Origin of the sequence: Bacillus cereus group sp. BfR-BA-01330 (assembly GCF_022663885.1) — a bacterium.
GTDB classification, from domain to species: domain Bacteria; phylum Bacillota; class Bacilli; order Bacillales; family Bacillaceae_G; genus Bacillus_A; species Bacillus_A cereus.
The window spans coordinates 263111-287624 of the sequence record NZ_JAKUGK010000006.1 but is presented as its reverse complement, the minus strand read 5'-3'; the positions used below and the strand labels follow the sequence as shown (position 1 = coordinate 287624).

The window sequence follows — 24514 nt, the reverse complement described above, 5'->3', positions numbered from 1 at the left end:
GTGTGAGTAGGCCTTTTTTAGGTTGTTGTAATGTGCATAGTATAACTTATTTATTTTCATTTTCAATTACGATGCGAAAGGAACTGAATGCTTGTTGACTGATATAATCTTCTTCGCTAACTTTATAAGGAAATGGAAAAGCGACGAGTTGCAAATTACTTTCCTGATCCACTGAAGGCAATGTGAAATTAAAGATTTGCCTCGTTTCAGGTGCAACCTTAGTATAAACGACTTTTCTATTGTTAAATATTTCAACTTGTTTCCAATCTTTAAAAGCCACGATTGCGTAAGTCATTTCATCATTTGTTTCATTACCGTTTGATAAAATTAATTGCTTGCCTTCCTTTTCAAAGAAGACAGTTTGTAAGTTCTCTTCACGGTTCGTAAAGACCATCTTTTAGAATAGCATCTGAATCTATAAGGGAGAGTTTTATTTTTTCGTTTTCTTTCTGAAGAGGATGCATTGAATATCGCATACTTAGAATATCTTCTAAAATAGCTGCTTTATTTAAGTTATTATCTTTTAATTTGTATTCAGGTTTTTTAATTATTAAAAAGGTTAATTCACTTGCATTAGGAGAAGTGTGTAAAGAGATTTTCGTAGTCATTGAACTGTTTGGTTTCATATCAAAAAAATAGTGTGATATTTCAGTAGTAGTATCTTCTATTTTAAAAGGTTTTTGTTCGTAATCTTCTAGAACAATTAATCCATATTTTCGGTTTTCATTAATAGTATGTACGAATGATAATGTTACATTAATTTTATTATCCTCACTAGTAATTGTACTACCATTGTTAATATGTTGGCCTTGATTATCCTTCAATCCGTAAGAAATAGTATTGGTTTGTTGCTCTCGTTTATTTTCTATGGAAGGTGGATGAGGTTGTATGAATGAAGTATTGAACAAAATATAAATTGTAAGTAATGAAATAAGTAAAACACCGCTAATAATATATATTTGTTTCATAAATAGCACCTCAATATATGTAAAATATTAGAGAAAAAAGATATGCAAGATGCATATCTTTTTTCTCTTTCTTACCAGAAAGCTTTTGTTTCGTGATTCACATCATTATAACCACTTAATTTATAGGTATGATTACCGATAGCGTAATCATCTCCATAATAAATGCTTGTGTTGGTCGCTGTAGCACTTACAAAGGATGATTTTTTTGCACTATTACTTTTCGTATTCACTAATGAGCCATCGCCATTGAAAGTTCTTGCTTTTGCATAAACATAGTCTTCGGTCGTAGTTGAATTCGATTTAGCAACTGCATATGGGTTACCAAAAAAGGGAGTATATACGCTAATGTTAGAGTCATTCTTAGGTGCAACTGCAACAGTCAAACTAGGAACACTAGATGTTTTTGTTGATTGAATTGTATCAAAGTCAACTAAAACGGGCTGCTTGTCTACAGTATCGACCTCTGAAGCACTTGCGTTATTAGTAAAACCAAAACCTAAAACCGCTAACCCTAAAGTTGTCACCGATAAAGATTTTTTCATATTCACTAATTTTCCCACCTTTTTAAATTTTTGAGTTCGAACTCAATTCATACAATATATGAAAATTTCGAAACTCTCAATGGTTTATCCCATACTTAACTTTTCTTTTACTTTCGATTCAACATGTCTTCATTTGCAAAAAAGCGAATATATCTTCTAATGCTTAGCCAGCAAGGGATACAGGTTTAATTTTATGAAATTTATGTAAATTTAAATCTATTCATGTCAGAATCTCTGTTATTTTTAAGTTCATATGGGAAACTTATTAAAAAAAGGATGGTGACAAAAATGACAATCGATCGAATTTGTACAATTGGACCCGCAAGTAATAATAAAGAAACATTAGCACAGTTAATAAAGAATGGTATGAAAATTGTTCGACTGAATTTATCGCATGGCACGCATGAAAGTCATAAAGACATCATTCGTTTAGTGAAATTATTAGATGACTCTATTAAATTTTTGGGTGATGTACAAGGTCCTAAAATAAGATTAGGTGAAGTGAAGGGAGAGCAAATTACACTTCAGGCAGGAGATTCTTTTATTTTACATACACAACCAGTTACAGGGAGTAATACAGAAGCAAGCGTTGATTATGAAGGAATTGCGAATGATGTGAAAGTAGGCAGTAGAATTTTAATTAATGATGGAGAAGTTGAATTAATTGTTGAAAAGATAAGTACGGATAAAATAGAAACGAAGGTAAAAACAGGTGGCAATATCTCATCTCATAAAGGAGTTAATTTACCAGATGCGGCTGTTCGTTTACCAGCTATTACAGAGAAAGATAAAAAAGATATTCAGTTTCTTTTAGAAGAGAATGTTGATTTTATCGCTTGTTCTTTCGTAAGAAAACCTAGTCATATAAAAGAAATACGAGATTTTATACAACAATATAAAGAAACGTCACCTAATGTAATTGCAAAAATAGAAACGATGGAAGCAATCGAGAATTTTCAAGATATATGTAAAGAAGCAGATGGAATTATGATTGCAAGGGGCGATTTAGGAGTAGAGTTACCGTATCAATGCATTCCGCTTTTACAGAAAATGATGATTCAGGAATGTAATCGAACGAATACATATGTCATTACAGCAACACAAATGCTTCAATCTATGGTAGATCATTCTATTCCAACAAGGGCAGAGGTGACTGATGTGTTTCAAGCTGTACTGGACGGGACGAATGCAGTTATGCTTTCAGCTGAAAGTGCATCAGGAGAACATCCAATCGAAAGTGTGAGAACATTACGCCTCGTTTCAGAATTTGCGGAACATGTTAAAAAAGATGGACCTTTTGCGATGAAAGATGTACTGGAGTTACTGCATAAATCACTGAATGAGTGATGAATAAAAACACGAGGGCGGATATGCATCCGCCCTCGTGTTTTTCATTCATACTATTCTTGCTCTTGCTCATCCAAAATCTTTTCAAACGCAGCAGATACTTTATCAAACTCTTCATCATTTTCAATGTATGAAAACTCATTATCTTCTTCTACTTTTAAAAAGAAAATATCAATGTCTTCCTCAGTTTCTGTTTGGATATCTTCAACAAAGGCAACTGCAATATATTCTGCACCTTCGACATCCATCGCTCCAAGTACTTCTACTTCTTGCTCTTCGTTATTCTCATCACTAAGAGTAAACACTTCGCCAACTTCAATATCAGACATATTCATTCTCCTCCTGTTCGACTCTAAAAAATAGAGCACTCAAACTGTATACATACTAACATATCTTTCCATAAAAAACCAAATTCATACGTAAGAAAACAATTCATTCTTCTTTAGTATGAGTATACAGCTATTAGGAGCATTATTTGTCTGTGCTATATTACTTAATCCATTCAACAATTGTATCCATAGTCTGTCTTGTTTTATCACGCTTTGGCTCTTCTTTACGGTAACCAAAGGCACCCATAACTGATACTTCAAAGTTATCGTCTTGTATAATGCCTTCTTGACGAAGTAAAGAATCTACTTCCTCTTTATCAAATCCTTCTATTGGACAAGAATCAATACCGATTTGAGCTGCGCTCGTCATCATATTACCTAAAGCAATATAAGTTTGTTTAGATGCCCAATCAAATACAGCACGATCGGATTGTAATAAGTTAAAATCTGTTTCCTGGAACTTTTTGAAGAATTCATATCTAATTTTTTGAGTGTCTTCAGGCAATCCAATAATATCGTTCATCATATATTTAATATACTCTGCATCATAATGCATATCTTTAATGTTTCTTGAAAGAACAATAACAAAATGACTAGCTGTTGCAAGTTGCCCACCAGCGCCCCATGAATACGGTTGTAGTTTTTCTCTTAATTCTTTATTTTGTACGACAATAAATTTCCAAGGCTCATATCCAAAAGAAGAAGGAGATAATCTGCCTGTTTCTAAAATGAATTTGAAATCCTCTTCTGAAATTTTGTGCATAGGATCGAATTCTTTACATGCATGTCTGAAATGAAAAGCCTCCATAATCTTTTCTTTTGTAATTTCGTTTGTATTTGTCATAAAAGTTCCTCTTTTCATGAATTTATTTTTGTAAGTAAATTATATTTTTAAAGTAACATAGATACAAGTACGCACATTTATGTGGTATAGTATCAAAAAAGATACTAATGTTAAGGGAAGGGATTTATTATGGATTGTCCAAACGAAAATAATATAAATTACCCATTTTTAAATAAATATTCTTGTCCAGTTGAAGCTATGGTTGAGGTGATTGGAGGGAAATGGAAAGGGGTAATTTTGTATCATTTATTAGATGGTACAAAGAGGTTTAATGAATTAAAAAGATTAAAACCTAATATCACACAAAGAATGTTAACACTTCAGCTGAGAGAACTTGAAGCAGATGGCATCATACATCGTGAAGTATACCGTGAAGTGCCACCTAAAGTAGAATATTCGTTAACTGAGCTTGGTGAATCACTACGTCCAGTGATTCTATTAATGATGGAATGGGCAACTCATAATATGGAGAAAGTTTTGGAGAGTAGGAATACGAAAAATAATAATTAAGAGTTGAAATTGTTATAGAAGAAATAATTGTAGAAATAAAAGGTGCTTTCATACGTGAAAACACCTTTTATTTCTATATTTTTTACTTTTTAACTTCAACTGCTGAAGTTGGAAAGTTATTTAAGTTTGCAGTTTGACCATACCAATCAGCATGTTTAAAAACAACACCTTTTCCATATCCGTCAGTTGAAGTACGTTCCCATAGTGTTGTTGAATAGCTAGCAGTAGGAGCTGCTGTACGTACAGAAACAATTTGATTTTGCCAACTAGCAGACAAGTTTTTATAACCGCTACTTAGTGAAAAATACTCGCTACCTTGATTTGTGAGTTTATAGAAGTCTGTACTACCAGGTCCGCTTCCTCCAACACCAAGGGGAGTGATTGAATGATTCAACCTTTGTTTATCTTTTTCAATAAAAGACTCTAAACTTTCTTTGCTCGAAAATCCATAAGATAACCAGTCTCCATTTTGATTTTGTTTCGGTAGAACTAACGTTATTTTTACGTCTTCCTTTGATGGAGCACTCAATTTGTTAAACGAATCAACAGTCTTTTCATCTACAGTTACATATTCGAAAGAGGAAATCGTATAATCTTTTTCGGTACTAGCTGATACTAATCCCATTCCTCCAGTTAACGACGAAACAGTTAATAATGCACCTGCTACCAACTTTTTCAGCATGGATTCATCTCCTTAAAACTTAGATTTTTTACATAACTAAAATGTATGTTAATTCGAATGTATTATAAATATTTAGAAATTTATAAAAAATAAACAGAATATTCTTTTATTATTCTGGAGTAAGGAGGGGAATTTAAAAAAGGATTTACTTAAAAAGTAAATCCTTTTTGGGTGTTAGCAATGAAGTTATTGTGTAAGTTTTGCAATTTGCTAACCGACTTCAAAACTCTACTGATTAAAGTTTCATTTCATCCTGTTATGAATCATACACTTCTTTTGCATTCGTAGAAGCAGCATCTAATAAAAGGAAAATGGCTGCTATCATATGTAGAAAGATGTCTATATAAGGAAAGAAGGCAACTAGAGTAACGATAATACCGATATAATGAGGGTACGTATTCATGCCTTCTTTTTTAGCTAATAAAATAGTATTGATATGTAAAACAATCAATAGTAGTAAAGGTAACCCATATAGGTTAACAAGACTTGGAAATACATAATAACAAGGAAGTAATAAAAGATGATAGATCCCTGTAGTCCACTTTAGTGCTTGAATGTAGGTTTTCAAAGTTAATCCTCCTAAAACAATTCGTATCTATATATTACCAAAAATAATAGGTAATTGGATATTGTTTATTTGTATTTTTAATAGATTATAATAATTTTATGTAAACTAATTGTTAGGTATCTATAAAATAGAAAAACCACCCAAACGAGGGTGGTTCGTATTATAAATAATTACTTAAAGAAGAAATCGGAACCTTCACCTCACTACCTTCCTTCATATTCCGCAACACAACAGTGTTTGTACTAAGTTCGTTTTCCCCAATAATAAGCACATAAGGGATATTCTCTTTATTGGCATAATTAAGGGCACGTTTTAATTTGCGTCCTGCTAGTTCTAGTTCGACTTTTAAGGAAGTGGTAGAACGTAATTGCTGGGCAATTTGTAAGCATTGTAACTCTGTCCCGAGTGGGATGATAAATAGATCCGCTGTAGATGAGATTGTTTCTTTCTGCGATAGTGCTGTATAAATAACGTCTAAACCGAATGAAATACCGACTGTTGGATAGTTCATATTATCACCACGGAATGCTCCGATAATGTTATCGTAACGGCCGCCGCTACCGATGCTAGATGTAATCGATCTATCTTTTAAAAAGATTTCATATACAGTACCTGTATACATTGTGAGTCCTCGCGCTAAAAACGGGTTGAATATCGTATTTTCATTTATTCCAAGGGCGATTAAATATTGCTGTAATTGTTGTAGTTCGTTTACTCCATCGGCAACGAGTGGATTATTGAAAGCTTCTTTAAAGTCAGCGATAGTAAGCTTTAGACAAGATAATACGGTATTACATATCGTATCAGCCATTTCTTCAGAAATTCCGCGCTCTAATACATCTTTTCGTACACCATCAATCCCAATCTTTTCGATTTTATCTAATGATAAAATGACGTCACTTGTTAACTCAGTAGGGATGTTAATGGCCTGAAGAATACCATTTAACAATTTTCGGTTATTATATTGGATCGTTATCTCTAAGTTTAACGTTCGGAACAGCTCAAACGCCATAGCCATAAGTTCAGCTTCTGCCATGACAGACTCAACACCGACGATATCAACGTCGCATTGTATAAATTCACGAAATCTTCCTTGTTTAATTGGCCCATCTCGAAATACTTTCCCAATCTCATAACGTTTAAAAGGGAGGCGGAGGTTCGGATTCATTGCCACAACCTTTGCGAATGGAATAGTTAAATCGTATCGTAAGGCGAGCTCGCGTTTTCCTTGATCCTGAAGTGTATATATTTCTTTTAATATTTCATCACCACCGCCGTACTTGTATGACATAAGCTCATACATATTTAACGTTGGTGTCTCTAACGGTTTACAGCCATAACGTTCAAACGTATCCTCACATGCTCTTTTAATTTTATTTCGCAGCACTTGCTCCTCTGGTAAATAGTCTTTCGTTCCTTTTACATTTCTCATTTCTATCATAATCACTCCTTTTTCAAATTAAAAAAAGCTATGCAGGTATAAAAATACCCACATAGCTTTATGAACGCTTCGTGGGTCAACAGGAAAAGCCCTGTACCCACGAAGAAAAATTTTTCTTCGGATACACGGCGTTACGTTTGATGATGAAGTTGGAAAGAAGTATTAAAGTTTAGCATTGCAAATCTCTCCTTAACGTAAGTTTTTCCAAATTATATCAGATGATTTTTGAATTATCAATATTTTTAGTTTTGAAATATACGTGAAGTTATGTAGGAGAAATGGAAAAGGGTGTATAATAAAACTTAATAATATGAAATAACCTTTTAAGGAGATCACTATGAAAAAAGATAAAACAAATGCGATGCGAATATTAGATAAAGAAAAAATTGAATATTCGATGATGTCATATGATCCAGACGATGGGAAAATTGATGGCGTATCAGTAGCCGAGAAAATTGGACGAGAAGTGAGAGAAGTATATAAAACGTTAATCGCTCAAGGGAATAGTAAAAATTATCATGTGTTTATTATTCCGGTAGATGAGGAACTAAATTTAAAAGCTGCCGCAAAAGCAGTAAGTGAAAAGAAAATTGAAATGATTCCTGTAAAAGATATTACGAAAGTTTCAGGATATATTCGCGGCGGTTGTTCGCCAGTCGGAATGAAAAAGTTATTTTCTACATGTATCGATGAAAGCGCCCAATCACTTGAAACGATGATTGTAAGTGGAGGGAAAATCGGTATACAAATTGAGCTTAAAGTAGATGACTTGGCGAAAGTGACGAGAGCGCAGTTTGGTGAAATTACGAAATAATGATACATAGGAAAAGAAGTTCTAGTTTTATCCCACTATTTGCCGGGCGGTAAGACCCTCATCTCAAAATTCAGCGGAAGCAAAGAAATTAGGTGGGGATCAACTGCCCGTAAAAGCCCGATTGGTGAGGGCTGATTGTCCTTTTTTATTTACAAACTGGATAAAGATTGAATGTTTAGTTTGATATAGGCATGTAATCTGAATTGTTTGTTTGGCTTTGGGAGAAGGTAAAACCTCGATGCAAGAACTTGAAATAAACAAGCAGGGTTTATTCTTAAAGATAGACAAAGAACAGGAGAGTGTTTTAATGAGGAGTCAAGAAATATCCATAGAAAGCACCAATTGGGGGATGCCAGTATTTTTGAAAAAACACGCTAATAGTATGCAAGATTTTATACAGTTTTTTGGCTAATCCAGTAACAAACAAGAGCACTAAAACCACGTTAGGATAGGAATGTATATAATATGTATAGATTCATAGAACTAAAAAAGGGTTCACTTGTGAGAGCAGGGTTGTCCTTTTTCCTCGCTAACGCTAATGATGGGTTATGTTAACCTCATATGTATAGAATATACAGTTAACTAAAAATGAAAAGTTTACAATTAAAAATGAACAATAAAAAACAGTAATGTAAAATCACTACTGTTTTTTATTGTTTCTTATAAGTGAATCATTTGTACTCCTGTCTATATAATTTAAACGAATAAATAGCTCCAATAAAGAATACAAAAGCTTCAAATAATATAAAGATTTGACGGAAATTCTCAATATCTTTACCAACTAAAGAAATAAATATAGCATTCATTAGAATTTGAGTAGTAAACATACGAGAAGTAATTTTTAAATAAATAGCATTTGTTCTTTCAACCGGTTTACCAATTTTTTTGTAAATAATAATAAGTGCAATTACTGAACCCAAAAATAGAAGTGCTGTAAGTCCTACAACGATATTAAAATTGGCTGTACTTTCTAACATCCATTTATTTAATAGATCGATCATTATTATCTTCCTTTCCTACATAAGAGAATATTTTGTTCTTCTTTTTCACTATAATAAAAAAAGGAAAAAGAAAACATCGAACTTTCTTACAAACATTCGTGTATTCTTACAGTTTTGTCATTTTGTAAATGTATTCACCGCCCTGTTTTTCACTATTTTCTTTGGAAAACATAGTGAATTACGAGAAAGAGCGCTACAAGATCAACTTCTGAGAACAAAAATTATGTAAATAAGCTGTTCACTGGATTCTCGTAGAAAACTTTGGTGAGATAAAATTTTTGATTTTGTAGCACTTTAAAATCTTAGCTAGAGGGCTATTTATCGGTATCCCACAATAAAAAGGCAGGAACATATCAAATATGTTCCTGCCTTTGATTTTATTAAGTTTAATATCTATGACTTAAATATAATAGAATTTGGAGCTTCTTTTTATTTTAAATAAATTAGGTAATTAGACTATAACATTAATGTTCATCATTGAATATAATAATAATATAATGGAGGTGATGTTATATGGCTCTTACTACAGGACCAATTGAAAACGTAGGAAATCAACCTGCTAATGCAAATAGAGTTAGGGTGAAAATCCTTAACCGTACTGCGGGCCCACTTACTGGAGTAGCTAGAGTTTTTAGACTTGACGGTTCATTAGTATTAATTGAACAGGTAAACTTCAATGTAAATTCTAATGCTTCTACTTTTGCAACTCTAAGTTTAGTTCATCCTGCTCTTGGACAAGCATTTGAATATGAAGTTCAAATTGTTCCTAATCAACCTGGTGGACTATATAGTGTTTATGGACTAACAGCTGACAGTGTTATCATTACTGCACAACGTATTGTGAACTCAGAATTGACACAGTTTCTTTAATTAAAATAGATTGGTGCCTACATGGTATCCAATCTATTTTTGTACGTATTATTCAGAGAAAGAAAGGTTTTACACAAAAATAAAGACAGTTATGGAAAAAGGAAAAGTCGAGCTAGCATCTTGATTTTTATTATTTCTGTCTTAGACCGTATCTGTTTTGTGGCACGGTTTTCTTTGAATGCATTTTATTTAAACTGTTTTTTAAAGTATTTATCAAATATGCATTATTGCATAAATAAATTTAAATTTATAAGTTAATATTAAACTACTTTTTAGTTGTAAAGAATATGTTAATAATCTTTATAAGAAAAGGATATTCCTTGTAAAAAGTGAAATTGTTTGGAATGTGAATAAATAAAAAGTTTAGAAGTGATACAGACTGGATAGAGTCTTGTATTAAATAAACAGAAAAGGGGTAGGGGTTTCTAAAAGGTTTTGGGGGTTAGAAAGCACTTTTTAGTTAATAGCTTTAAATTATATTTTAAAGGGGAATGGGTATATGAAGTTTCGAAATACAAAGATTGCTATGGTTACACTATCTTCATTTTTTATTTTAGGTTCTGCATCGCTATCATTCACAGATACTATACACGGTGAAGTAGCTCCTGCATCAGCACAGGAGATTATTGTAAAAAATTATGACGATACATATTATAATAACGCAATAGGAAAAACGGGTTTAGAATTAAAGAAGGAACTGCATAATATTATTGATAATCATACAAAGCTATCATACAGTGCGGTTTGGGAAGCGCTAAGAGATACTGATGAGGACCCAAATAATAAAAATAATGTGATACTCTTATATACTGGTCGTTCGCAAGGGAAACTTACGAATGGATCAGGAGTAAATAACTGGAACCGAGAGCATGTTTGGGCAAAATCTCACGGTAACTTTGGAACGACTGCAGGACCTGGAACAGATCTACATCATTTAAGAGCGACGGATGTATCTGTAAATAGTTCACGTGGAAATCTAGATTTTGATAATGGTGGTGTGAATCATTCTGAGGCGACAGAATGTAAATATGATAGTGATTCTTGGGAACCTCGTGATAGTGTAAAAGGAGATATTGCTAGAATGCTGTTTTATATGGCTGTTCGTTACGAGGGAGACAACGGCGAAATAGATTTAGAACTAAATGAAAAAGTGAATAACAATAAAGATCCATACATGGGGAAACTATCTGTCTTATTAAAATGGAATGAACAAGACCCGGTCGATGATTTAGAGCGAAAGCGTAATGAAGTGATTTTTACAAAATATCAACATAACCGCAACCCTTTTATTGATCATCCAGAATGGGTAAATAAAATCTGGAACTAAGATTTTTAAAGGTATTATATTTTGATAAAAGGGATTGATCATTATGATCAATCCCTTCTTATATTTTTACTAGAATAAATGATTTTTATAGGACTAGTGAGGGAAATAGAATAGATATTTATATGGAACGATAGTACTTATTTATCTAGTTAAGTATTTAGTAAGGTCCCCACTCAATATTCACCCCAACAATAAGAAAAACAAGTCCAATGATAAACCAAATGAGTGCAAGTGGAGCCATGAAACGAATCCATTTTCCATAAGAAATCCCGCTTGCTGCGAGAACGCCCATTAAAACACCGGAAGTTGGATTTAAGCAGTTTACTACACCTTCTCCGAGCATAACAGCCTGTACTGTAACTTGGCGTGTAATGTGCATGAAATCAGCTAATGGAGCTAATATCGGAATAAAAATAACCGATTCTCCTGTCCCGGATGAAATAAGGAAATGTAATGCAGCACTACTTACGTACATACCGATAACGCCAAATACAGGGCTTTGTCCTTCAAGAGACTGTGCGAGCTGGTTAACGATAGTATCAAGTAATTTGCCTTGTTCTAAAATGACTGAAATACAGCGAGCCATTCCGACAATTAAAGCACCATAGATAAGGTTTTGGCAGCCAGTTAGAAAAGTGGATGCGATATCGTTTGCTTTCATGCCACCTATTATTCCGGCTGTAATTGCTATGAAAATAAAAGTAGCGGTCATTTCTGCGTCCGTCCAATGCAGAAGAAAAGCGCCTATTAAAAATGCAATTAATGATAAAGCTGAAACGAGTAAAATTAATTTATGACGTATCGTCCAAGGAACTTCCTTTTTCTCTGCTTCTTTTTCGCTTGAAAGAGCGTTACTTGGAAACCAGTTGTCGCCAAGGATGCTTCCTTTATTCGATTTTTTCAAGCGCTTTACATACCAATTTATATATAGAATGGTAGCAAGTAAAAAAGATATATAAATTGCTGTGCGTAAACCAATTCCCGAAAACATCGGAAGTTCTGCGATCTTTTGTGAAATACCTAAAGGTGAGGGGGATAAAATAGTAGCATTAAAACCAGCATAAGTGCCTAAATAAATAATTGCTACGCCAACGATAGCGTCCCATTTTAATGTGCGGGCAACGATGATGCCGATAGGGATAAAGCCGATAACTGAGTTAACGATAATGCCAGTCGTTCCGAGAATGGAAAAGAGTGCGGCGACAATACATATGAAAAGTAATTGCTGATTACGAAATTTGTTAATAACATGATAGATTAAACCGTCAAGGGCACCTGTTTTTTCAAGAATGGCAATGGCACCGCCTGTAAATAAAATTAGAAAGATAATAGGAGCAGCAAGTGTCATTCCTTTTTCAATAGCGGTAAAAAAAGAAACAAATCCTACAGGTGATTGCGGAACAGAATGGTAGCTACCTGGTATTGTCGTTGTAACGGTCCCGTTTGTAACCCTTTTAAATTCTCCAGCAGGAACGAAATAAGTAGCAATGGCGCAAAGTAAGGCAATAAAAAATAGCAGTACGTACGCATCAGGCATTTTAAACTTTGGTTTACTAGGTTGTTTTTTTGCCTCAGTTGGTATTTGCATAAAATCCCTCCTTCTTCACTTGGTTAATTTTTAATATTCTGAATTTAATCTGTGAAATAGATTATAATAAAGGTAGCTTCTTAAGGCAATAGTTTTTGTATCCTTTTCCCGCACGTACAAATTATTGCAATATTAGACAGGGAAACGATAATAAGCCAAGAATATGTTATGTAGAAAGAAAAAGGAAAAGAGGGAACAAGATGTGGAAAACTACAGATCTATGTGATGAATTTGAAACGGAATTACAAATATGTCGCCAGTCTTTTCGGTCTTTTGGGAAGAAAGAACAATTCCACGGGAAAATTGCAACTGTAAAAGTGAAAGATGATAATGTACTAGTGAAGGAAGGATTGCAAACATTACCAGAAGGAACAGTATTAGTTGTTGATGGCGGAGCGTCTACGAATTGTGCTTTACTCGGTGATAATTTGGCAGCTATTGCGGAAGAAAGAAAGCTAGCAGGAATTATTGTGAATGGGTATGTTCGTGATTCTAGTGAACTAAAGAATATTAATATTGGTATTTTAGCGTTAGGAACGATGCCAAATAGAAGTGTGAAAGAAGGAAAAGGAGAACGAAATATTTCATTGCACTTTGGACAAGTAGAATGGAATCCAAATGAATATGTTTATGCGGATGAAGATGGCGTCATTATTAGTGAAAAGAGTTTACATCGTTAAGAGTTAATAAGTTATTATTCTTAGAAAATAAATCCGATAAAGCATGGACAAAATTCTTTGTCAATAGTAAAATAATACAGAAATTTAAAATTTACAGAATGTATAGGTTTATCGTTTTACGATAACTTAAATGGGAGTAAGTTGTGCCAAGAAAAGTGAATGTTATCACAATGATACGTTCATAAACAAAATTATTTTTCCTATACAAATATAGCCGCGAATGATGCGGGTAGGAGGTGTTGTACATTTTTGTTCGACACTTACAAAAAGAGAGTGTCAATCGCACGCCCTTGAAGGGCCTTTTTTTGTGTAAATGGTAGTAAGGGAGGAAATTTTGGGATGGCAATGTTGAAAAAGTGGCTGCTTACGTCGTTAATGGCAGTGACACTTGTATTTGTTTCTTTTGCGAATACAGTACATATTACGTTTGCTGAAGGAAATACAGCAAAACTTGCAATTATTGGGGAATCACAAAAGGGCATTATGTTATGTCCGAAAGAAGAGCAAATTAAAGATGGGGAAACAGCTTTAAGTTTGCTGCAAAAGGTCATGGGGGACAAGGTAGAATCTGAAACGATGTCGTTTGGAACATATGTAAAAGGCATCGATGGTTTAATGGCCGGGGCTACAAGTGCTTGGCTGTATGATGTAAATGATAAGTCTGCAGAAGTCGGAGCAGATAGTTATAAATTAAAATCTGGAGATGTTGTTGTCTTTCGCTTTGTTTCAGACTGGAGCAATATAAGCCAGGAAACATTGAAAGAAACGTTAGATAAGTTCGGGACGTGTAAAACAGAAGAACCTAACGGTGGCAAAACAGAAGAACCAAAATCAGAAGGTCAAGATGATAAAACGCCAGATGTGAAAAACCAAGGTGACCAAGAAGGTAAAACGCCAGATGTGAAAAACCAAGGTGATCAAGAAGGTAAAACGCCAGATGTGAAAAACCAAGGTGACCAAGAAGGTAAAACGCTAGATGTGAAAAACCAAGGTGACCAAGATAGTAAAAAACCAGAACAACCAAAGCAAGAGAACATTCAAGATCCAAGTGCACAATTAAACGAAGCCATTTCTAAAACATCAGATAAGATGTTACAAGATGGAATTGAAAGTGACTGGGTAGCTGTAGCGCTTTCTCGTTCTGGAAAGAATGTGCCAATTGAGGCAAAATTAAATTATGTTAAGTCAGTAACTGAAAAAGTAGAAAAGCGCATTAATCGTTTTTCAGCGACAGATTTAGCTAGAACAATTATTATGATGAATGCAATGAGTGCAGACCCTAAAAATGTAGGTGGACATAATTTAGTTCAAAAATTGTATGAGTCAGATAAAGTGAATTCTGTTACAGGTTATGCATTTGCTTTACTTGCATTTGATACGAAGAAGTATGAGATTCCAGTTGAATCAAAATGGAACAGAGTTGCTTTAGTTGAAGCACTGTTAAATAATCAGCATACAGACGGTGGATGGACTTATAATAGTTCAGGTAGTAAAGATAGTGCTAGTAGCGTTGATGTAACAGGTATGGTTTTATCAGCATTAGCTCCTTATCAAGAGCGATCAGATGTGAAACCAGCTATACAAAAAGCTGTTGCATATTTATATAACGAACAGCTGCAAAATGGTGGTTTTTCAGCTGATGGACAAGAAAATTCAAATAGTACTGCGCAAGCAATTATTGGATTATCGCTTGTTAAAGATGTAGATCAAAATCGTCTTCATAAGGCAATGCAAAACCTATTATCATATCAACTTTCAAATGGTGAATTTAAATGGTTACCAAGTGATCAAAATGGTAACGGAATGGCTACAGAACAGGCTCTTTTAGCATTACTTCAATTTAAGGAAATGGGAAAATCTATTTATGATTGGTCTAATGTAGACGCTGGTAATGTAATTAAGCCAAAACCGATTGAAGAGCCAGAAAAGGTCGTTGAACCAGAAAATAATGTAGTAGAAAAAGAAGTTACTGAAGAACCGAAAGAACAAAAACAAGTACAACAAGAAACAAAAGATGAAAATCTAAAAGTAGTTGTAGATAACGAACCGGTTAAGAATAAAAAAATCGGAAACGGTAACAGTCTACCAAAAACAGGAGCATCTTCTCATAGTGCAGCAACAGAAGTAGGTATGGGTGTATTATGTATTGCTTCTGCATATGTATTATGGAGACGTAAAGCAGCTTAACAAAAAATTAGGAGCAATTATTTGCTCCTAATTTTCGTATGAAAGGTGAGAGATAGGATGAGTAAGGTGAAATGGTTCATTTCTTTACTGCTTTCGCTCGGGCTACTTGCCGGATGTGAAGAGGCAGCTGTAAAGCCTGAAAAGAAGGTAGAACCGAAGCAAGAAGAGGTAGCGAAACAAGAAGAACAAAAAGATGAAGCGAAGCCAGAAGAAAAAGCAGAAGAAAAGCAAGCTGAATCAGAGCAAAAGCAGCAAGAAGAACAGAAAGAGAAACAAGAACAAAAAGTAGAAGAGAAGCCGAAAGAGGAAAAGCCGCAGGCACAACCAGAGGTAAAGAAAGAAGAGAAACAACAGGAACAACCGAAAGAGCAACCTGCTGTAAATAAGCAACCAGAGCAGCAACAAGTACAAGAAGAGAAACAACAACCGAAAGCACCAGAAGTAAAAGAAGAAGCAAAGGTTGTGAACCAGCCGAAAGAAACACCGAAGCAGGAGCAAAAAGTTGATCCGAATAAAGCGGAGAAAACGATACCGACTCCGGCAGTACCAAAACCTGAACCACCAAAAACAGATCCAGTACCAGTACCGAAACCACAAGCAAAACAAGTAACAATCTCGGTAAAAGGAAATAACGGATATATAATGGGTGCGAAAAAGATGGATGTACAAGATGGCGATACTGTGTATAAAGTATTACAACGTACAGGATTAGATGTTGATGCAAGCGGATCTAGAGATAGTATTTATGTAAAAGGTATTAATGATTTATATGAAAAAGATATTACGGATACTAGTGGATGGAAATATCGTGTGAACGGTGCTTTTCCAAACCATAGTGCTGGTGTAGCTACGGTAAAACCAGGAGATACAATTGAGTGGGTATACGTATTACAATAAGAAAGGCATTCGGTAAAGGGCTATGAAAATAAGTTTTTCTTCTTTACATCCTTTTGTGAATTTTTTCTATTATATCGGGGTGATGATACTATGTACGATGTGTCTTCATCCTCTTTTTTTAATTGGAGCAATAGTATTAATTATTATGTTAAATGTGATGCAAGGAAATAGCGAAAAGATAAGAAAGATGTTACCGAGCACAATTGTTTTCTTTTTTATGGTAATTTTATTTAATTCGTTATTAACGCATAGAGGTCGAACTACGTTATTTTGGTTAGGTGATAGCCGTATTAAGCTTGAGGCGATTATGTTTGGAATAGTAATGGGGTTATTACTCGTTGCAGTTATGTTTACGTTTGCGTCATACAATGATATTATTTCCAGTCATAAATTTTTATATTTGTTTTCAAGAATTTCACCGAAAGTTGCATTGTTAACGATGATTACAGTGAGATTTGTTCCTTTGTTTATAAGACGATTAAAGAAAATCACACTCGTCCAAAAAACGAAAGGTGTGCAGGTAGATTCAGGTTCGATAATTGAACGCGTCAAAAATGGTATGCAATTGCTGCAAGTATTATTAATTTGTTCATTAGAAGATGCACTGCAAACGGCAGATTCTATGCAAGCTCGTGGATTTGGTGTAACGAAGCGTACGACGTATATTCGCTATAGAATGGAAAGGCGCGATTGGTATACGCTCAATTATTTAATCATTTTATTTATAGCTGCTATTGTATGTAGTAATTATGGCGGAGGGAAATTGATTATTTATCCGAAAGTCGAATCTATTTTATTCCAGCAATACGATGGAATGATGTTTGTATTATTTACACTGTTTATTAGTTTACCAATTATGATGGAAGGAAGGGAATGGATATGGTGGCGCATGCAGAAATAAACAATTTATCATTTGTATATGCTGATGAAAATAAAAAAGCGTTACAGCATATTTCTCTTTCTGTTCAAAAAGGTGAGTTTATTGCACTTGCTGGAGGATCGGGATCTGGGAAGACGACGTTATTAAAACATTTTAAAAAGGAGTTACTTCCAATTGGTACGCGTTCTGGAGAGATATTTTATGAGGGTGTTTTAATAGAGGAAGTAGCTGATTTGTTATCTGCCCAAGAAATTGGGATGGTATTTCAAAACCCAGAAAACCAGATTGTTATGGATACAGTGATTCAAGAATTAGCATTTTCTTTAGAAAATATCGGATTACCATCACATATTATTCAAAAAAGAATAGCAGAGCTTATTAGCTTTTTAGGATTTCAAGATTTATTGCATCAATCTGTTCACACGTTATCTGGTGGGCAGAAGCAGCTTGTCAATTTAGCTGCGGTATTAGTTATGCAGCCGAAATTGCTATTATTAGATGAACCGACAGCGCAGTTAGATCCAATCGCTGCAAAAGAGTTTTTAGGATTATTAAAACGGATTAATGAAGAACTTGGAATTACGATTATTTTAAGTGAACATCGTTTAGATGAAGTTATCCCGCTTGCAACACGCGTTGTTTGTATGGATAATGGCCGTATTATGTATGATGGTAGTCCTAAAATTGTTATTACGGATATGTGGGGAGTAGAAACATTCCGTCCATTTATTCCGCAAATTCCAAGGCTATTTTTAGAGTGGAATGTGAGAGATATTCCGTTTACAGTGCGAGAGGCGCAAATGAAAATGAATGATTTTGCAGCGATATCATATGTAAATGACCCAATAGCACAAAGTGAAAAGCAAGAGGTAATTTTAAGCGCAGAGCATATTTCGTTCCAATATGAAAAAAATAGTCCGCTTATTTTACGTGATTTATCAGTTTCGATTGAAAAAGGAAAATGGGTAGCGCTCGTTGGGAAGAACGGTACAGGTAAGTCTACACTGTTAACGATTTTAGCAGGATTACAAAAAGCGAGAAGAGGAAAAGTAAAGTGGAACGGAAAAGTGGTACATAAAATCGATTCGAAAGAACGGTTTAAAAGTATTGGGTATGTATCGCAGCATCCGTATTACCATTTTACATTTGATACAGTATGGGACGAGGTTTATGAACGTGCGCGTGAATTATATGGAGAACAAGGAAAAGAAATAGCAGAAGATACGCTAAAACAGTTTTGGTTGTACTCGCTTAAAGAACGCCATCCGCACGATTGTAGCGGAGGAGAGCAACAATTACTTGCGTTATGTACGACGTTGTTATCAAAGCCGACTTTATTATTACTGGATGAACCGACAAAGGGATTAGATCCATGGAAGAAAGAAAGAGTAGGAGAGCTATTTAGGAAGCTACAAAAAGAAGGTACGACAATTGTAATGGCAACGCATGATATTGAGTTTGCAGCGAAATACGTGGATCAATGTATGATGTTATTTGATGGAACAGTCATTATGAATGATGCACCGAAAGAATTTTTTAGCGGCAACTTCTTTTATACAACATCTATTAATCGATTCATTCGAAAAGACTTGCCATATGCATTAACGTGGGAGGATGTGTACGAAGCTTGTCCAAACGATATGTTGCATTCATAATATGTATCTTTGCAGTAATAATCGGCACATTGCTTTTTACGACACTTGTTATGGATGGTTATTATATGTTAAGTAGTTTGTTTATATTAGCGGTTATTATGTTACCTTTCTATATCCGTTTTGAAAGAAAGGCGTTTGTTTCACGTGAAATTGTTCTCGTTGCTGTATTAGCGGCAATTGCAGCAGTAAGCCGGGTGCCATTTTCTATTTTACCAAGTGTACAACCAACTTCTTTTGTCATTATCGTTTCTGCAATTGTATTTGGAAGTGAAACTGGTTTTATGATTGGTGCTACAGCAGCAATCGTATCTAATATTTTTTTGGGGCAAGGTCCATGGACACCGTGGCAAATGTTTTCGTGGGGCATGATTGGTTTTATAGCAGGTTTACTTCGTAATACATTTTTTATGAAAAAGCTATGGGGGAGACTTCTTTACGGAGTAATTGTTGGTTTTTTATTTGGCTGGATTATGAATTTCTGGGGCCTTCTCGGTTTTATACGAGAAGCAACATGGGAAACTGTCATTTCGTATTATATCGCAAGTTTTTACTTTGATTTGAGCCATGCGATTTCGAATGTTATTTTCTTATTACTATTTAGTACTTCATGGATTACAATTCTTACAAGATTTAAAAAGAAATACGGTATATTAGATGAGCATAACGTGACATAGAAAAGCATACTCATATAAGGTAGGGTCGCGACTTACATATTCGTTTGCCTCTTTCATGCTTCTTACATAATGTAAGGAGCATTTTTTTGTCAAAAAATCGATTCAATATGCATCCGCTATTATATAAAATTATTTGTATAATTGTAGGTGAGAACTTTTTTCAAAAGGGAGGTGTATAGTTAATGAAGTTAGTTATTCCGAAGCAACATGGTGCATGGGCCATGCTTGTTATTCCTTTTTTATTAAGTGTCATACTTGGGAAACCTACTATTTATCATATTCCATTGTTTTTAGCGTGGTTCTTTATCTATTTAGCTACGTACCCATTTCTTACGTACATAAAGCAAAGACGAAAAAAAGAGTTTTTACAAGTTGCCATTATTTATTTTCTTATTGCGTTCCTATTTGGGATGATTTCTTTATTATATGAGTGGCGAATTCTTTTATTCGTAATAGTAATGATTCCATTATTTATAGTGAATATGTATTACGCTCGTCAAAAAAATGAAAGAGCACTATTAAATGATATTTGTGCGATTATTGTGTTTTGTATCGGTGGGTTAATTAGTTATTACTTTTCAATGAAGCAAATCGATCATACAGCATTATTCATTGCGCTTATTTCATTTTTATACTTTTTAGGTAGTACGTTCTATGTGAAAACGATGATTCGTGAAAAAAATAACCCGAAGTATCGTCTTATATCTTGGGGATATCATATCGTATTAACGATAATCATATTTGTGATTAATCCGTGGTGTTCTCTTATTTTTATACCAAGTGTCATTCGAGCAATTGTGTTGTATGGCAAAAAAATTTCTATTATAAAAGTAGGAATTTTAGAAATTGCTAATTCTGTATATTTTTTAATCATACCGGCAATAATTATGAAGTATGCCATTTGAAAAAACTTCCCATCAATTGATGGGAAGTTTTTAATCTTTTTCTAAAATGTGAACGGTGTACTCGCAACGTTGAATAGCTTGTTCAACAGCATAAAGTGATTGTTCAATACGAGCGCGATTAAAATCTTTTTCAACTGTTTCGAGCGCTTCTTCTAAACAATTTTTAGCTTCTTGTAATGATTGAAAAGAATCTTGTACATATCCGCGAGCATTTTGATGCATTTCATAATCCTCCTTGCATGTTCGTATATGGGTAGTATGAACAGTAAGGAAGAAAATATAATTTGTTATATTTATTATATTTGTTTGACAATTGAAGTGGAATTACGTATAGTAAGAATTAAGTGAATATTTTCTTATCCAGAGAGGTGGAGGGACTGGCCCGATGAAACCCAGCAACCGCGATGCAGGTGCTAATTCCAGCAGAACATATTTGTTCTGGGAGATAAGACGAAGATATATACGTAACTTCTTCTTATCGGAGAGGTTTTTTTATTGCAAAAAAACCGATTACGAAAATTTATATTAAGAAGAAAGGGGTTGCGCATTACTGTGACACTCGAAAAATACGTAAAACTGCGTAGTACAGTTTATGAATATATGATAGAGCAAGATAAGCCGATATCATTGTTAGATATTCAAGAACATATCGTTTCGCATCATGAAGGAAAATTCACGAAAAAGATGTTGCATCAATTTTATTTATCAAGATTATTAGACGAACTAAAACTGGATGGGAAAATTACATTAGCTGATGAATATCTCTATGCTGAAAAAGGGGTATTGTATAAGGCGAGAAAAGGGAGCTAAGCTCTCTTTTTTTCTTAAAATAACGGAGTATGTAGAGTAAAAGACTGCTAAAGCAGCCTGATACAGGGAATGGTGTTGAGTGTGTAGTGTCAAAAATTGAATGTGCCTGAAAGAGGCAATTCATATCGGCTGCAAATGAAAAGAGACACCTTCGCCGAATAGGTGTCAGTCGTTTTGTCACGTAGACTTGCTACTTAACAGTAATTAGAATAACATGCAGGATTTTTGAAGTCAAAAGGGAATTAAAGGAAGGGGTACAATTATGTACGCTTACTTATTAAAAGATATAACGAAATGGATCCCAAAGTACATTGTAGATAAGGGATATGAATATTATGAAGATGGGCATGTAGAAGATGTTGAAATACAAGATAAAAAAGTGTTTGCTTTCGTTACTGGAAATGCAGGGAATTATGAAGTAGTTATCGATCTCGAAGATTTTTCAGAAAGTAACTGTGAGTGTCCCTATGAAAATTATTGTAAACATATGGTGGCAGTTGTTTATGATATTCAAGGTGCTGGTGAGAGTGCAGTTAAAGAGAAACTGAAAGATTTAGAAAAAGAAGAGTTACTTATATTATTAAATCGATTGTTGCAAAGTTCGAAAAACGTACAAATTGTAGAGAAGTTATTAAAGAAGGAGAAACTTTAACGTATAGAGGGAGTTGTTTTGTAGTGAACGTACTAATTATATATGCTCATCCTAACCCTTCAAGTTTTAACGCGGCGATTTTCAATCATGTGCAAAAAGGACTACAGGAAACAAATCATTCAGTTACCGTACTTGATTTATACAAAGAACAATTTGATCCAGTCCTCGTATTTAATGAAGAGAAGAAAAGACGCGATTTAGTAAATGAAGAGGAAACAGCTCGGTATAGAACGTTAGTAGAAGAAGCAGATACACTTCTATTCATCTATCCAATATGGTGGTGGGGGATGCCAGCAATTTTAAAAGGATTTATCGATCGTATTTTCGTAGCTGGATTTGCTTATAAATATGAAGGGGCTCTGCCGAAAGGATTATTGCAAGGGAAAAAAGCATGGGTTATTAATACGTTAGACTCGCCTCTATGGTACGTCGCATTGTTATATCGATCAGCAGATTGGATTATGATGAAGAGAGGTATTTTACGTTTTTGTGGCATTCGCGATATAAAACGGTCAGTGTTTCAATCTGTGAAAACGAGTAAAGTATCAAAGCGTGAGAAATGGTTATTACAAATAGAAGAAAAGGCTCGTGCATTATGAATGAAGTCGATCGTATTATAAACTGTGTTCAGTATGATGGCGAACTTTTTCGGAAGTATGTTACGTGTTTACTTCAATTGAAAAAATGCAGCGAAACATTTCAGCAAATTCAAATAGAGTTAAGAAATGATTATTTAATAAGAGGAATTTGTGAAAGAGAAGTTGATCAGGTAGTAAGGGGAAGTAAAGAATATGAAACATATTTTCTTCCTAAAGCGTTACAGTGGAATTTTTTGAGGGAACATCCACACCTGATCGGAAAAATTTGCGAAGATTTTTTTGCATTTGAGTCATTACATCTTACGGAATCAGAGTGGGAGAAGATTATAAATTGCGTGGGAAATAAGTGATTTATTATGTAAAAAAGCTAGTATAAAACTAGCTTTTTGTTTAAATAAATAAGAAACATAGACTAATGATAAAACCCGCATATAGTAAGTTCACAACACAAAATCCCATAATGTCACGAGCACCTAAACCAGCTATCGCTAATGCTGGTAATGCCCAGAAAGGTTGAATTAAATTCGTCCAAGCATCGCCCCATGCAATTGCCATTGCTGTTTTTGCAGCAGGTACACCAAGTTCAGCGCCAGCTGGAATCATAATTGGTGCTTGCACAGCCCATTGACCGCCGCCAGATGGAACGAAAATGTTAACAATGCCAGCACTTAAAAATGTAAAGAGCGGAAAAGTCGTTTCATTTGAAATGCTAATAAAGAAATTAGAAATAGCTCCTCCAAGTGAAAGTCCTTCACTATTTGCTCCAATCATCATGCCCATAATTCCTGCGTAAAACGGAAATTGAAGTAAAATGCCAGAAGCACTTTTCGTAGAGTCTGAAAAAGCACGAATATACTGAATCGGAGTACGGTGGAAAATAAGACCTGCAATTAATAACATAAAAATCACGATATCGAGAGTAAGGTTAAAACCTTTCGTATAAAAGTAATTGAAAATATAAATGAGACCTAACAATCCAACGCAAAGTGTAATAATAATGCTATTTTCCATCTTTTCAGCGAACGTATTTTTTTCTACTTCTTGAGCAGCAGCTTCTTCATGGAAAACGCTAGGATCTACTGTAATCGTATGTTTTTCATCTGGATGCATCGCTTTATTAATGAGAGGCATCGTAATGAGAAAAATAATAACTGGAACGAGAGCGTATGGTGAGAATAACGTTTCTGTTATTGGAATCGCCTCTTTAATACTTCCAGCAGTCGTTTTAATTAACGTTTCACCGCCTGTTGCTAACGTAAGAGGAATAGAGGCAGAAAGACCGGCATGCCAAATGAGAAATCCAGAGTAAGAAGAGGCGATTGCTAGTCTATAATCTAATCCGTCCAGCTGCCTTGCCACTTCTTTTGCGTATAAAACAGATACAACAATTCCAAAGCCCCAGTTTATGTATGCACCGAGTAAACTTACAATTGAAATGGCAATAATGCCTTGTCCAGTTGTTTTTGGTAGTCTGGCAGCTTTCGTTAATCCTTTTTTAATAAGAGGAGCATTTGCTAAAGCAGATCCAGTCACGAGTACAAGTGCCATTTGCATAGAAAAGGCGAGGAGTCCCCAAATTCCATTACCCCAGTGATTAATCATTTCTACAGGTGTTTGGTGAGTCGCAAACATACCAAAGAAGATAACGAAAACAGTTAGTAAACATGATAAAATAAACGGTTCTGGTAAGAAGCGTTGCACTAAGGCGACGCAACCATTTGTAAAGGAACGAAACAAAATAGAT

General features: G+C 34.5%; 27 protein-coding genes, 2 pseudogenes and 1 riboswitch. Of the genes and pseudogenes, 18 read left to right on the top strand and 11 right to left on the bottom strand.

Translation table 11 applies throughout. The annotated features are described in order from the left end of the window. Positions 1 to 46: 46 nt before the first annotated feature. Both MR112_RS18850 and MR112_RS18845 read right to left on the bottom strand, forming a co-directional pair. Positions 47 to 968 (bottom strand): annotated as a pseudogene (locus MR112_RS18850) (hypothetical protein). Between the two features lie 71 nt (positions 969 to 1039). After that, a complete protein-coding gene (locus tag MR112_RS18845) occupies positions 1040 to 1516 on the bottom strand; it encodes a hypothetical protein (RefSeq protein ID WP_001056358.1) in 477 nt (158 codons plus the stop codon). A 282-nt stretch (positions 1517 to 1798) separates the two neighbouring features. On the opposite strand from MR112_RS18845, the gene MR112_RS18840 reads away from it, so the two are divergent. Further along, on the top strand, positions 1799 to 2857 hold the full coding sequence (locus MR112_RS18840) for a pyruvate kinase (protein WP_226368934.1): 1059 nt from the start codon (positions 1799 to 1801) through the stop codon (positions 2855 to 2857). A 53-nt stretch (positions 2858 to 2910) separates the two neighbouring features. Here MR112_RS18840 and MR112_RS18835 read toward each other — a convergent pair whose 3' ends face one another. Both MR112_RS18835 and MR112_RS18830 read right to left on the bottom strand, forming a co-directional pair. Beyond that, positions 2911 to 3192, bottom strand: a complete 282-nt coding sequence (locus MR112_RS18835; RefSeq protein ID WP_002005464.1) for a DUF1292 domain-containing protein — start codon at positions 3190 to 3192, stop codon at positions 2911 to 2913. 154 nt (positions 3193 to 3346) lie between these two features. Further along, on the bottom strand, positions 3347 to 4030 hold the full coding sequence (locus MR112_RS18830; protein ID WP_242245213.1) for an NAD(P)H-dependent oxidoreductase: 684 nt from the start codon (positions 4028 to 4030) through the stop codon (positions 3347 to 3349). Positions 4031 to 4159: 129 nt separating this feature from the next. Here MR112_RS18830 and MR112_RS18825 point away from each other — a divergent pair, with 129 nt between their 5' ends. Continuing rightward, positions 4160 to 4540, top strand: coding sequence for a winged helix-turn-helix transcriptional regulator (locus MR112_RS18825; protein WP_000340580.1), 381 nt, complete (start codon positions 4160 to 4162; stop codon positions 4538 to 4540). 82 nt (positions 4541 to 4622) lie between these two features. Here the strand turns inward: MR112_RS18825 and MR112_RS18820 are convergent, their stop codons facing one another. The 3 genes from MR112_RS18820 to MR112_RS18810 form a co-directional block, all read right to left on the bottom strand. Continuing rightward, positions 4623 to 5222, bottom strand: a complete 600-nt coding sequence (locus MR112_RS18820; protein ID WP_130055535.1) for a hypothetical protein — start codon at positions 5220 to 5222, stop codon at positions 4623 to 4625. 256 nt (positions 5223 to 5478) lie between these two features. Next, positions 5479 to 5790, bottom strand: coding sequence for a hypothetical protein (locus MR112_RS18815; protein ID WP_000860725.1), 312 nt, complete (start codon positions 5788 to 5790; stop codon positions 5479 to 5481). 160 nt (positions 5791 to 5950) lie between these two features. Next, positions 5951 to 7231 carry a histidine--tRNA ligase gene (locus MR112_RS18810; protein ID WP_255772725.1) on the bottom strand — a complete coding sequence of 427 codons (1281 nt, stop codon included), beginning with the start codon at positions 7229 to 7231 and terminating at the stop codon, positions 5951 to 5953. Positions 7232 to 7568: 337 nt separating this feature from the next. Between MR112_RS18810 and ybaK the strand changes: the two genes are divergently transcribed. Further along, positions 7569 to 8045, top strand: a complete 477-nt coding sequence (ybaK, locus tag MR112_RS18805; RefSeq protein WP_001992643.1) for a Cys-tRNA(Pro) deacylase — start codon at positions 7569 to 7571, stop codon at positions 8043 to 8045. 238 nt (positions 8046 to 8283) lie between these two features. Beyond that, complete coding sequence (locus MR112_RS18800) at positions 8284 to 8457, top strand: hypothetical protein (RefSeq protein WP_242245212.1); 174 nt, start codon at positions 8284 to 8286, stop codon at positions 8455 to 8457. A gap of 259 nt (positions 8458 to 8716) precedes the next feature. Here MR112_RS18800 and MR112_RS18795 read toward each other — a convergent pair whose 3' ends face one another. Beyond that, complete coding sequence (locus MR112_RS18795) at positions 8717 to 9046, bottom strand: hypothetical protein (RefSeq protein ID WP_000566271.1); 330 nt, start codon at positions 9044 to 9046, stop codon at positions 8717 to 8719. Between the two features lie 139 nt (positions 9047 to 9185). Here MR112_RS18795 and MR112_RS28920 point away from each other — a divergent pair. From MR112_RS28920 to MR112_RS18785, 3 genes and pseudogenes are all read left to right on the top strand, one after another. After that, positions 9186 to 9272, top strand: a pseudogene (locus tag MR112_RS28920) (transposase); the annotation flags it as partial. Positions 9273 to 9559: 287 nt separating this feature from the next. Further along, a complete protein-coding gene (locus tag MR112_RS18790; RefSeq protein WP_001229424.1) occupies positions 9560 to 9916 on the top strand; it encodes a hypothetical protein in 357 nt (118 codons plus the stop codon). Positions 9917 to 10415: 499 nt separating this feature from the next. Then, positions 10416 to 11243: an endonuclease I family protein gene (locus tag MR112_RS18785; protein WP_242245211.1), complete on the top strand. Its 828-nt coding sequence runs from the start codon at positions 10416 to 10418 to the stop codon at positions 11241 to 11243. Positions 11244 to 11400: 157 nt separating this feature from the next. Here the strand turns inward: MR112_RS18785 and MR112_RS18780 are convergent, their stop codons facing one another. After that, positions 11401 to 12831, bottom strand: a complete 1431-nt coding sequence (locus MR112_RS18780) for a YfcC family protein (RefSeq protein ID WP_242245210.1) — start codon at positions 12829 to 12831, stop codon at positions 11401 to 11403. A 200-nt stretch (positions 12832 to 13031) separates the two neighbouring features. Here MR112_RS18780 and rraA point away from each other — a divergent pair, with 200 nt between their 5' ends. The 7 genes from rraA to MR112_RS18745 all read left to right on the top strand — a co-directional run bounded on the left by rraA (position 13032) and on the right by MR112_RS18745 (position 20709). Next, on the top strand, positions 13032 to 13511 hold the full coding sequence (gene rraA / locus MR112_RS18775; protein ID WP_048657048.1) for a ribonuclease E activity regulator RraA: 480 nt from the start codon (positions 13032 to 13034) through the stop codon (positions 13509 to 13511). Positions 13512 to 13850: 339 nt separating this feature from the next. Continuing rightward, positions 13851 to 15698, top strand: coding sequence for a DUF4430 domain-containing protein (locus tag MR112_RS18770; RefSeq protein ID WP_242245209.1), 1848 nt, complete (start codon positions 13851 to 13853; stop codon positions 15696 to 15698). A 57-nt stretch (positions 15699 to 15755) separates the two neighbouring features. Further along, on the top strand, positions 15756 to 16595 hold the full coding sequence (locus tag MR112_RS18765) for a DUF4430 domain-containing protein (RefSeq protein ID WP_000048880.1): 840 nt from the start codon (positions 15756 to 15758) through the stop codon (positions 16593 to 16595). Positions 16596 to 16617: 22 nt separating this feature from the next. Next, positions 16618 to 17496 carry an energy-coupling factor transporter transmembrane component T gene (locus MR112_RS18760; protein WP_033687044.1) on the top strand — a complete coding sequence of 293 codons (879 nt, stop codon included), beginning with the start codon at positions 16618 to 16620 and terminating at the stop codon, positions 17494 to 17496. Beyond that, entirely contained in the window at positions 17469 to 19130 is a 1662-nt protein-coding gene (locus MR112_RS18755) for an ABC transporter ATP-binding protein (protein WP_242245208.1), read from the top strand. Before MR112_RS18760 ends, MR112_RS18755 begins: the two co-directional genes overlap by 28 nt. Then, on the top strand, positions 19103 to 19804 hold the full coding sequence (locus tag MR112_RS18750) for an ECF transporter S component (RefSeq protein ID WP_000044901.1): 702 nt from the start codon (positions 19103 to 19105) through the stop codon (positions 19802 to 19804). The genes MR112_RS18755 and MR112_RS18750 overlap by 28 nt, the downstream gene beginning before the upstream one ends. 182 nt (positions 19805 to 19986) lie before the next feature. Continuing rightward, a complete protein-coding gene (locus tag MR112_RS18745) occupies positions 19987 to 20709 on the top strand; it encodes a YwiC-like family protein (RefSeq protein ID WP_242245207.1) in 723 nt (240 codons plus the stop codon). A gap of 30 nt (positions 20710 to 20739) precedes the next feature. On the opposite strand, the gene MR112_RS18740 is transcribed toward MR112_RS18745, so the two are convergent. Further along, complete coding sequence (locus MR112_RS18740; RefSeq protein ID WP_000554032.1) at positions 20740 to 20931, bottom strand: hypothetical protein; 192 nt, start codon at positions 20929 to 20931, stop codon at positions 20740 to 20742. A gap of 131 nt (positions 20932 to 21062) precedes the next feature. Next, positions 21063 to 21161, top strand: a riboswitch (SAM riboswitch). A gap of 100 nt (positions 21162 to 21261) precedes the next feature. Here MR112_RS18740 and MR112_RS18735 point away from each other — a divergent pair. The 4 genes from MR112_RS18735 to MR112_RS18720 all read left to right on the top strand — a co-directional run bounded on the left by MR112_RS18735 (position 21262) and on the right by MR112_RS18720 (position 23120). Further along, complete coding sequence (locus MR112_RS18735) at positions 21262 to 21519, top strand: hypothetical protein (RefSeq protein WP_000171476.1); 258 nt, start codon at positions 21262 to 21264, stop codon at positions 21517 to 21519. Between the two features lie 262 nt (positions 21520 to 21781). After that, the gene (locus tag MR112_RS18730) at positions 21782 to 22171 is read left to right on the top strand and encodes an SWIM zinc finger family protein (RefSeq protein WP_025966664.1); all 390 of its coding nucleotides are present in this window, start codon (positions 21782 to 21784) and stop codon (positions 22169 to 22171) included. Positions 22172 to 22194: 23 nt separating this feature from the next. Continuing rightward, entirely contained in the window at positions 22195 to 22770 is a 576-nt protein-coding gene (locus MR112_RS18725) for an NAD(P)H-dependent oxidoreductase (RefSeq protein ID WP_001101572.1), read from the top strand. After that, a complete protein-coding gene (locus tag MR112_RS18720) occupies positions 22767 to 23120 on the top strand; it encodes a hypothetical protein (protein WP_001006479.1) in 354 nt (117 codons plus the stop codon). The genes MR112_RS18725 and MR112_RS18720 overlap by 4 nt, the downstream gene beginning before the upstream one ends. 40 nt (positions 23121 to 23160) lie before the next feature. Here the strand turns inward: MR112_RS18720 and MR112_RS18715 are convergent, their stop codons facing one another. Next, positions 23161 to 24507 (bottom strand): short-chain fatty acid transporter, encoded by a 1347-nt coding sequence (locus tag MR112_RS18715; RefSeq protein WP_000490030.1) that lies wholly within the window; start codon positions 24505 to 24507, stop codon positions 23161 to 23163. Positions 24508 to 24514: the final 7 nt, after the last annotated feature.

Excerpts from the sequence above, each read along its gene's own strand:
- ybaK (WP_001992643.1), top strand. The coding sequence starts at position 7,569 with ATGAAAAAAGATAAAACAAATGCGATGCGAATATTAGATAAAGAAAAA.
- MR112_RS18820 (WP_130055535.1), bottom strand. The coding sequence starts at position 5,222 with ATGCTGAAAAAGTTGGTAGCAGGTGCATTATTAACTGTTTCGTCGTTA.
- MR112_RS18720 (WP_001006479.1), top strand. The coding sequence starts at position 22,767 with ATGAATGAAGTCGATCGTATTATAAACTGTGTTCAGTATGATGGCGAA.
- MR112_RS18790 (WP_001229424.1), top strand. The coding sequence starts at position 9,560 with ATGGCTCTTACTACAGGACCAATTGAAAACGTAGGAAATCAACCTGCT.
- MR112_RS18745 (WP_242245207.1), top strand. The coding sequence starts at position 19,987 with ATGAAGTTAGTTATTCCGAAGCAACATGGTGCATGGGCCATGCTTGTT.
- MR112_RS18730 (WP_025966664.1), top strand. The coding sequence starts at position 21,782 with ATGTACGCTTACTTATTAAAAGATATAACGAAATGGATCCCAAAGTAC.
- MR112_RS18755 (WP_242245208.1), top strand. The coding sequence starts at position 17,469 with ATGGATATGGTGGCGCATGCAGAAATAAACAATTTATCATTTGTATAT.
- MR112_RS18840 (WP_226368934.1), top strand. The coding sequence starts at position 1,799 with ATGACAATCGATCGAATTTGTACAATTGGACCCGCAAGTAATAATAAA.
- MR112_RS18810 (WP_255772725.1), bottom strand. The coding sequence starts at position 7,231 with ATGATAGAAATGAGAAATGTAAAAGGAACGAAAGACTATTTACCAGAG.
- MR112_RS18785 (WP_242245211.1), top strand. The coding sequence starts at position 10,416 with ATGAAGTTTCGAAATACAAAGATTGCTATGGTTACACTATCTTCATTT.
- MR112_RS18780 (WP_242245210.1), bottom strand. The coding sequence starts at position 12,831 with ATGCAAATACCAACTGAGGCAAAAAAACAACCTAGTAAACCAAAGTTT.
- MR112_RS18740 (WP_000554032.1), bottom strand. The coding sequence starts at position 20,931 with ATGCATCAAAATGCTCGCGGATATGTACAAGATTCTTTTCAATCATTA.
- MR112_RS18825 (WP_000340580.1), top strand. The coding sequence starts at position 4,160 with ATGGATTGTCCAAACGAAAATAATATAAATTACCCATTTTTAAATAAA.
- MR112_RS18800 (WP_242245212.1), top strand. The coding sequence starts at position 8,284 with ATGCAAGAACTTGAAATAAACAAGCAGGGTTTATTCTTAAAGATAGAC.
- rraA (WP_048657048.1), top strand. The coding sequence starts at position 13,032 with ATGTGGAAAACTACAGATCTATGTGATGAATTTGAAACGGAATTACAA.
- MR112_RS18760 (WP_033687044.1), top strand. The coding sequence starts at position 16,618 with ATGAAAATAAGTTTTTCTTCTTTACATCCTTTTGTGAATTTTTTCTAT.
- MR112_RS18770 (WP_242245209.1), top strand. The coding sequence starts at position 13,851 with ATGGCAATGTTGAAAAAGTGGCTGCTTACGTCGTTAATGGCAGTGACA.
- MR112_RS18835 (WP_002005464.1), bottom strand. The coding sequence starts at position 3,192 with ATGAATATGTCTGATATTGAAGTTGGCGAAGTGTTTACTCTTAGTGAT.
- MR112_RS18795 (WP_000566271.1), bottom strand. The coding sequence starts at position 9,046 with ATGATCGATCTATTAAATAAATGGATGTTAGAAAGTACAGCCAATTTT.
- MR112_RS18765 (WP_000048880.1), top strand. The coding sequence starts at position 15,756 with ATGAGTAAGGTGAAATGGTTCATTTCTTTACTGCTTTCGCTCGGGCTA.
- MR112_RS18830 (WP_242245213.1), bottom strand. The coding sequence starts at position 4,030 with ATGACAAATACAAACGAAATTACAAAAGAAAAGATTATGGAGGCTTTT.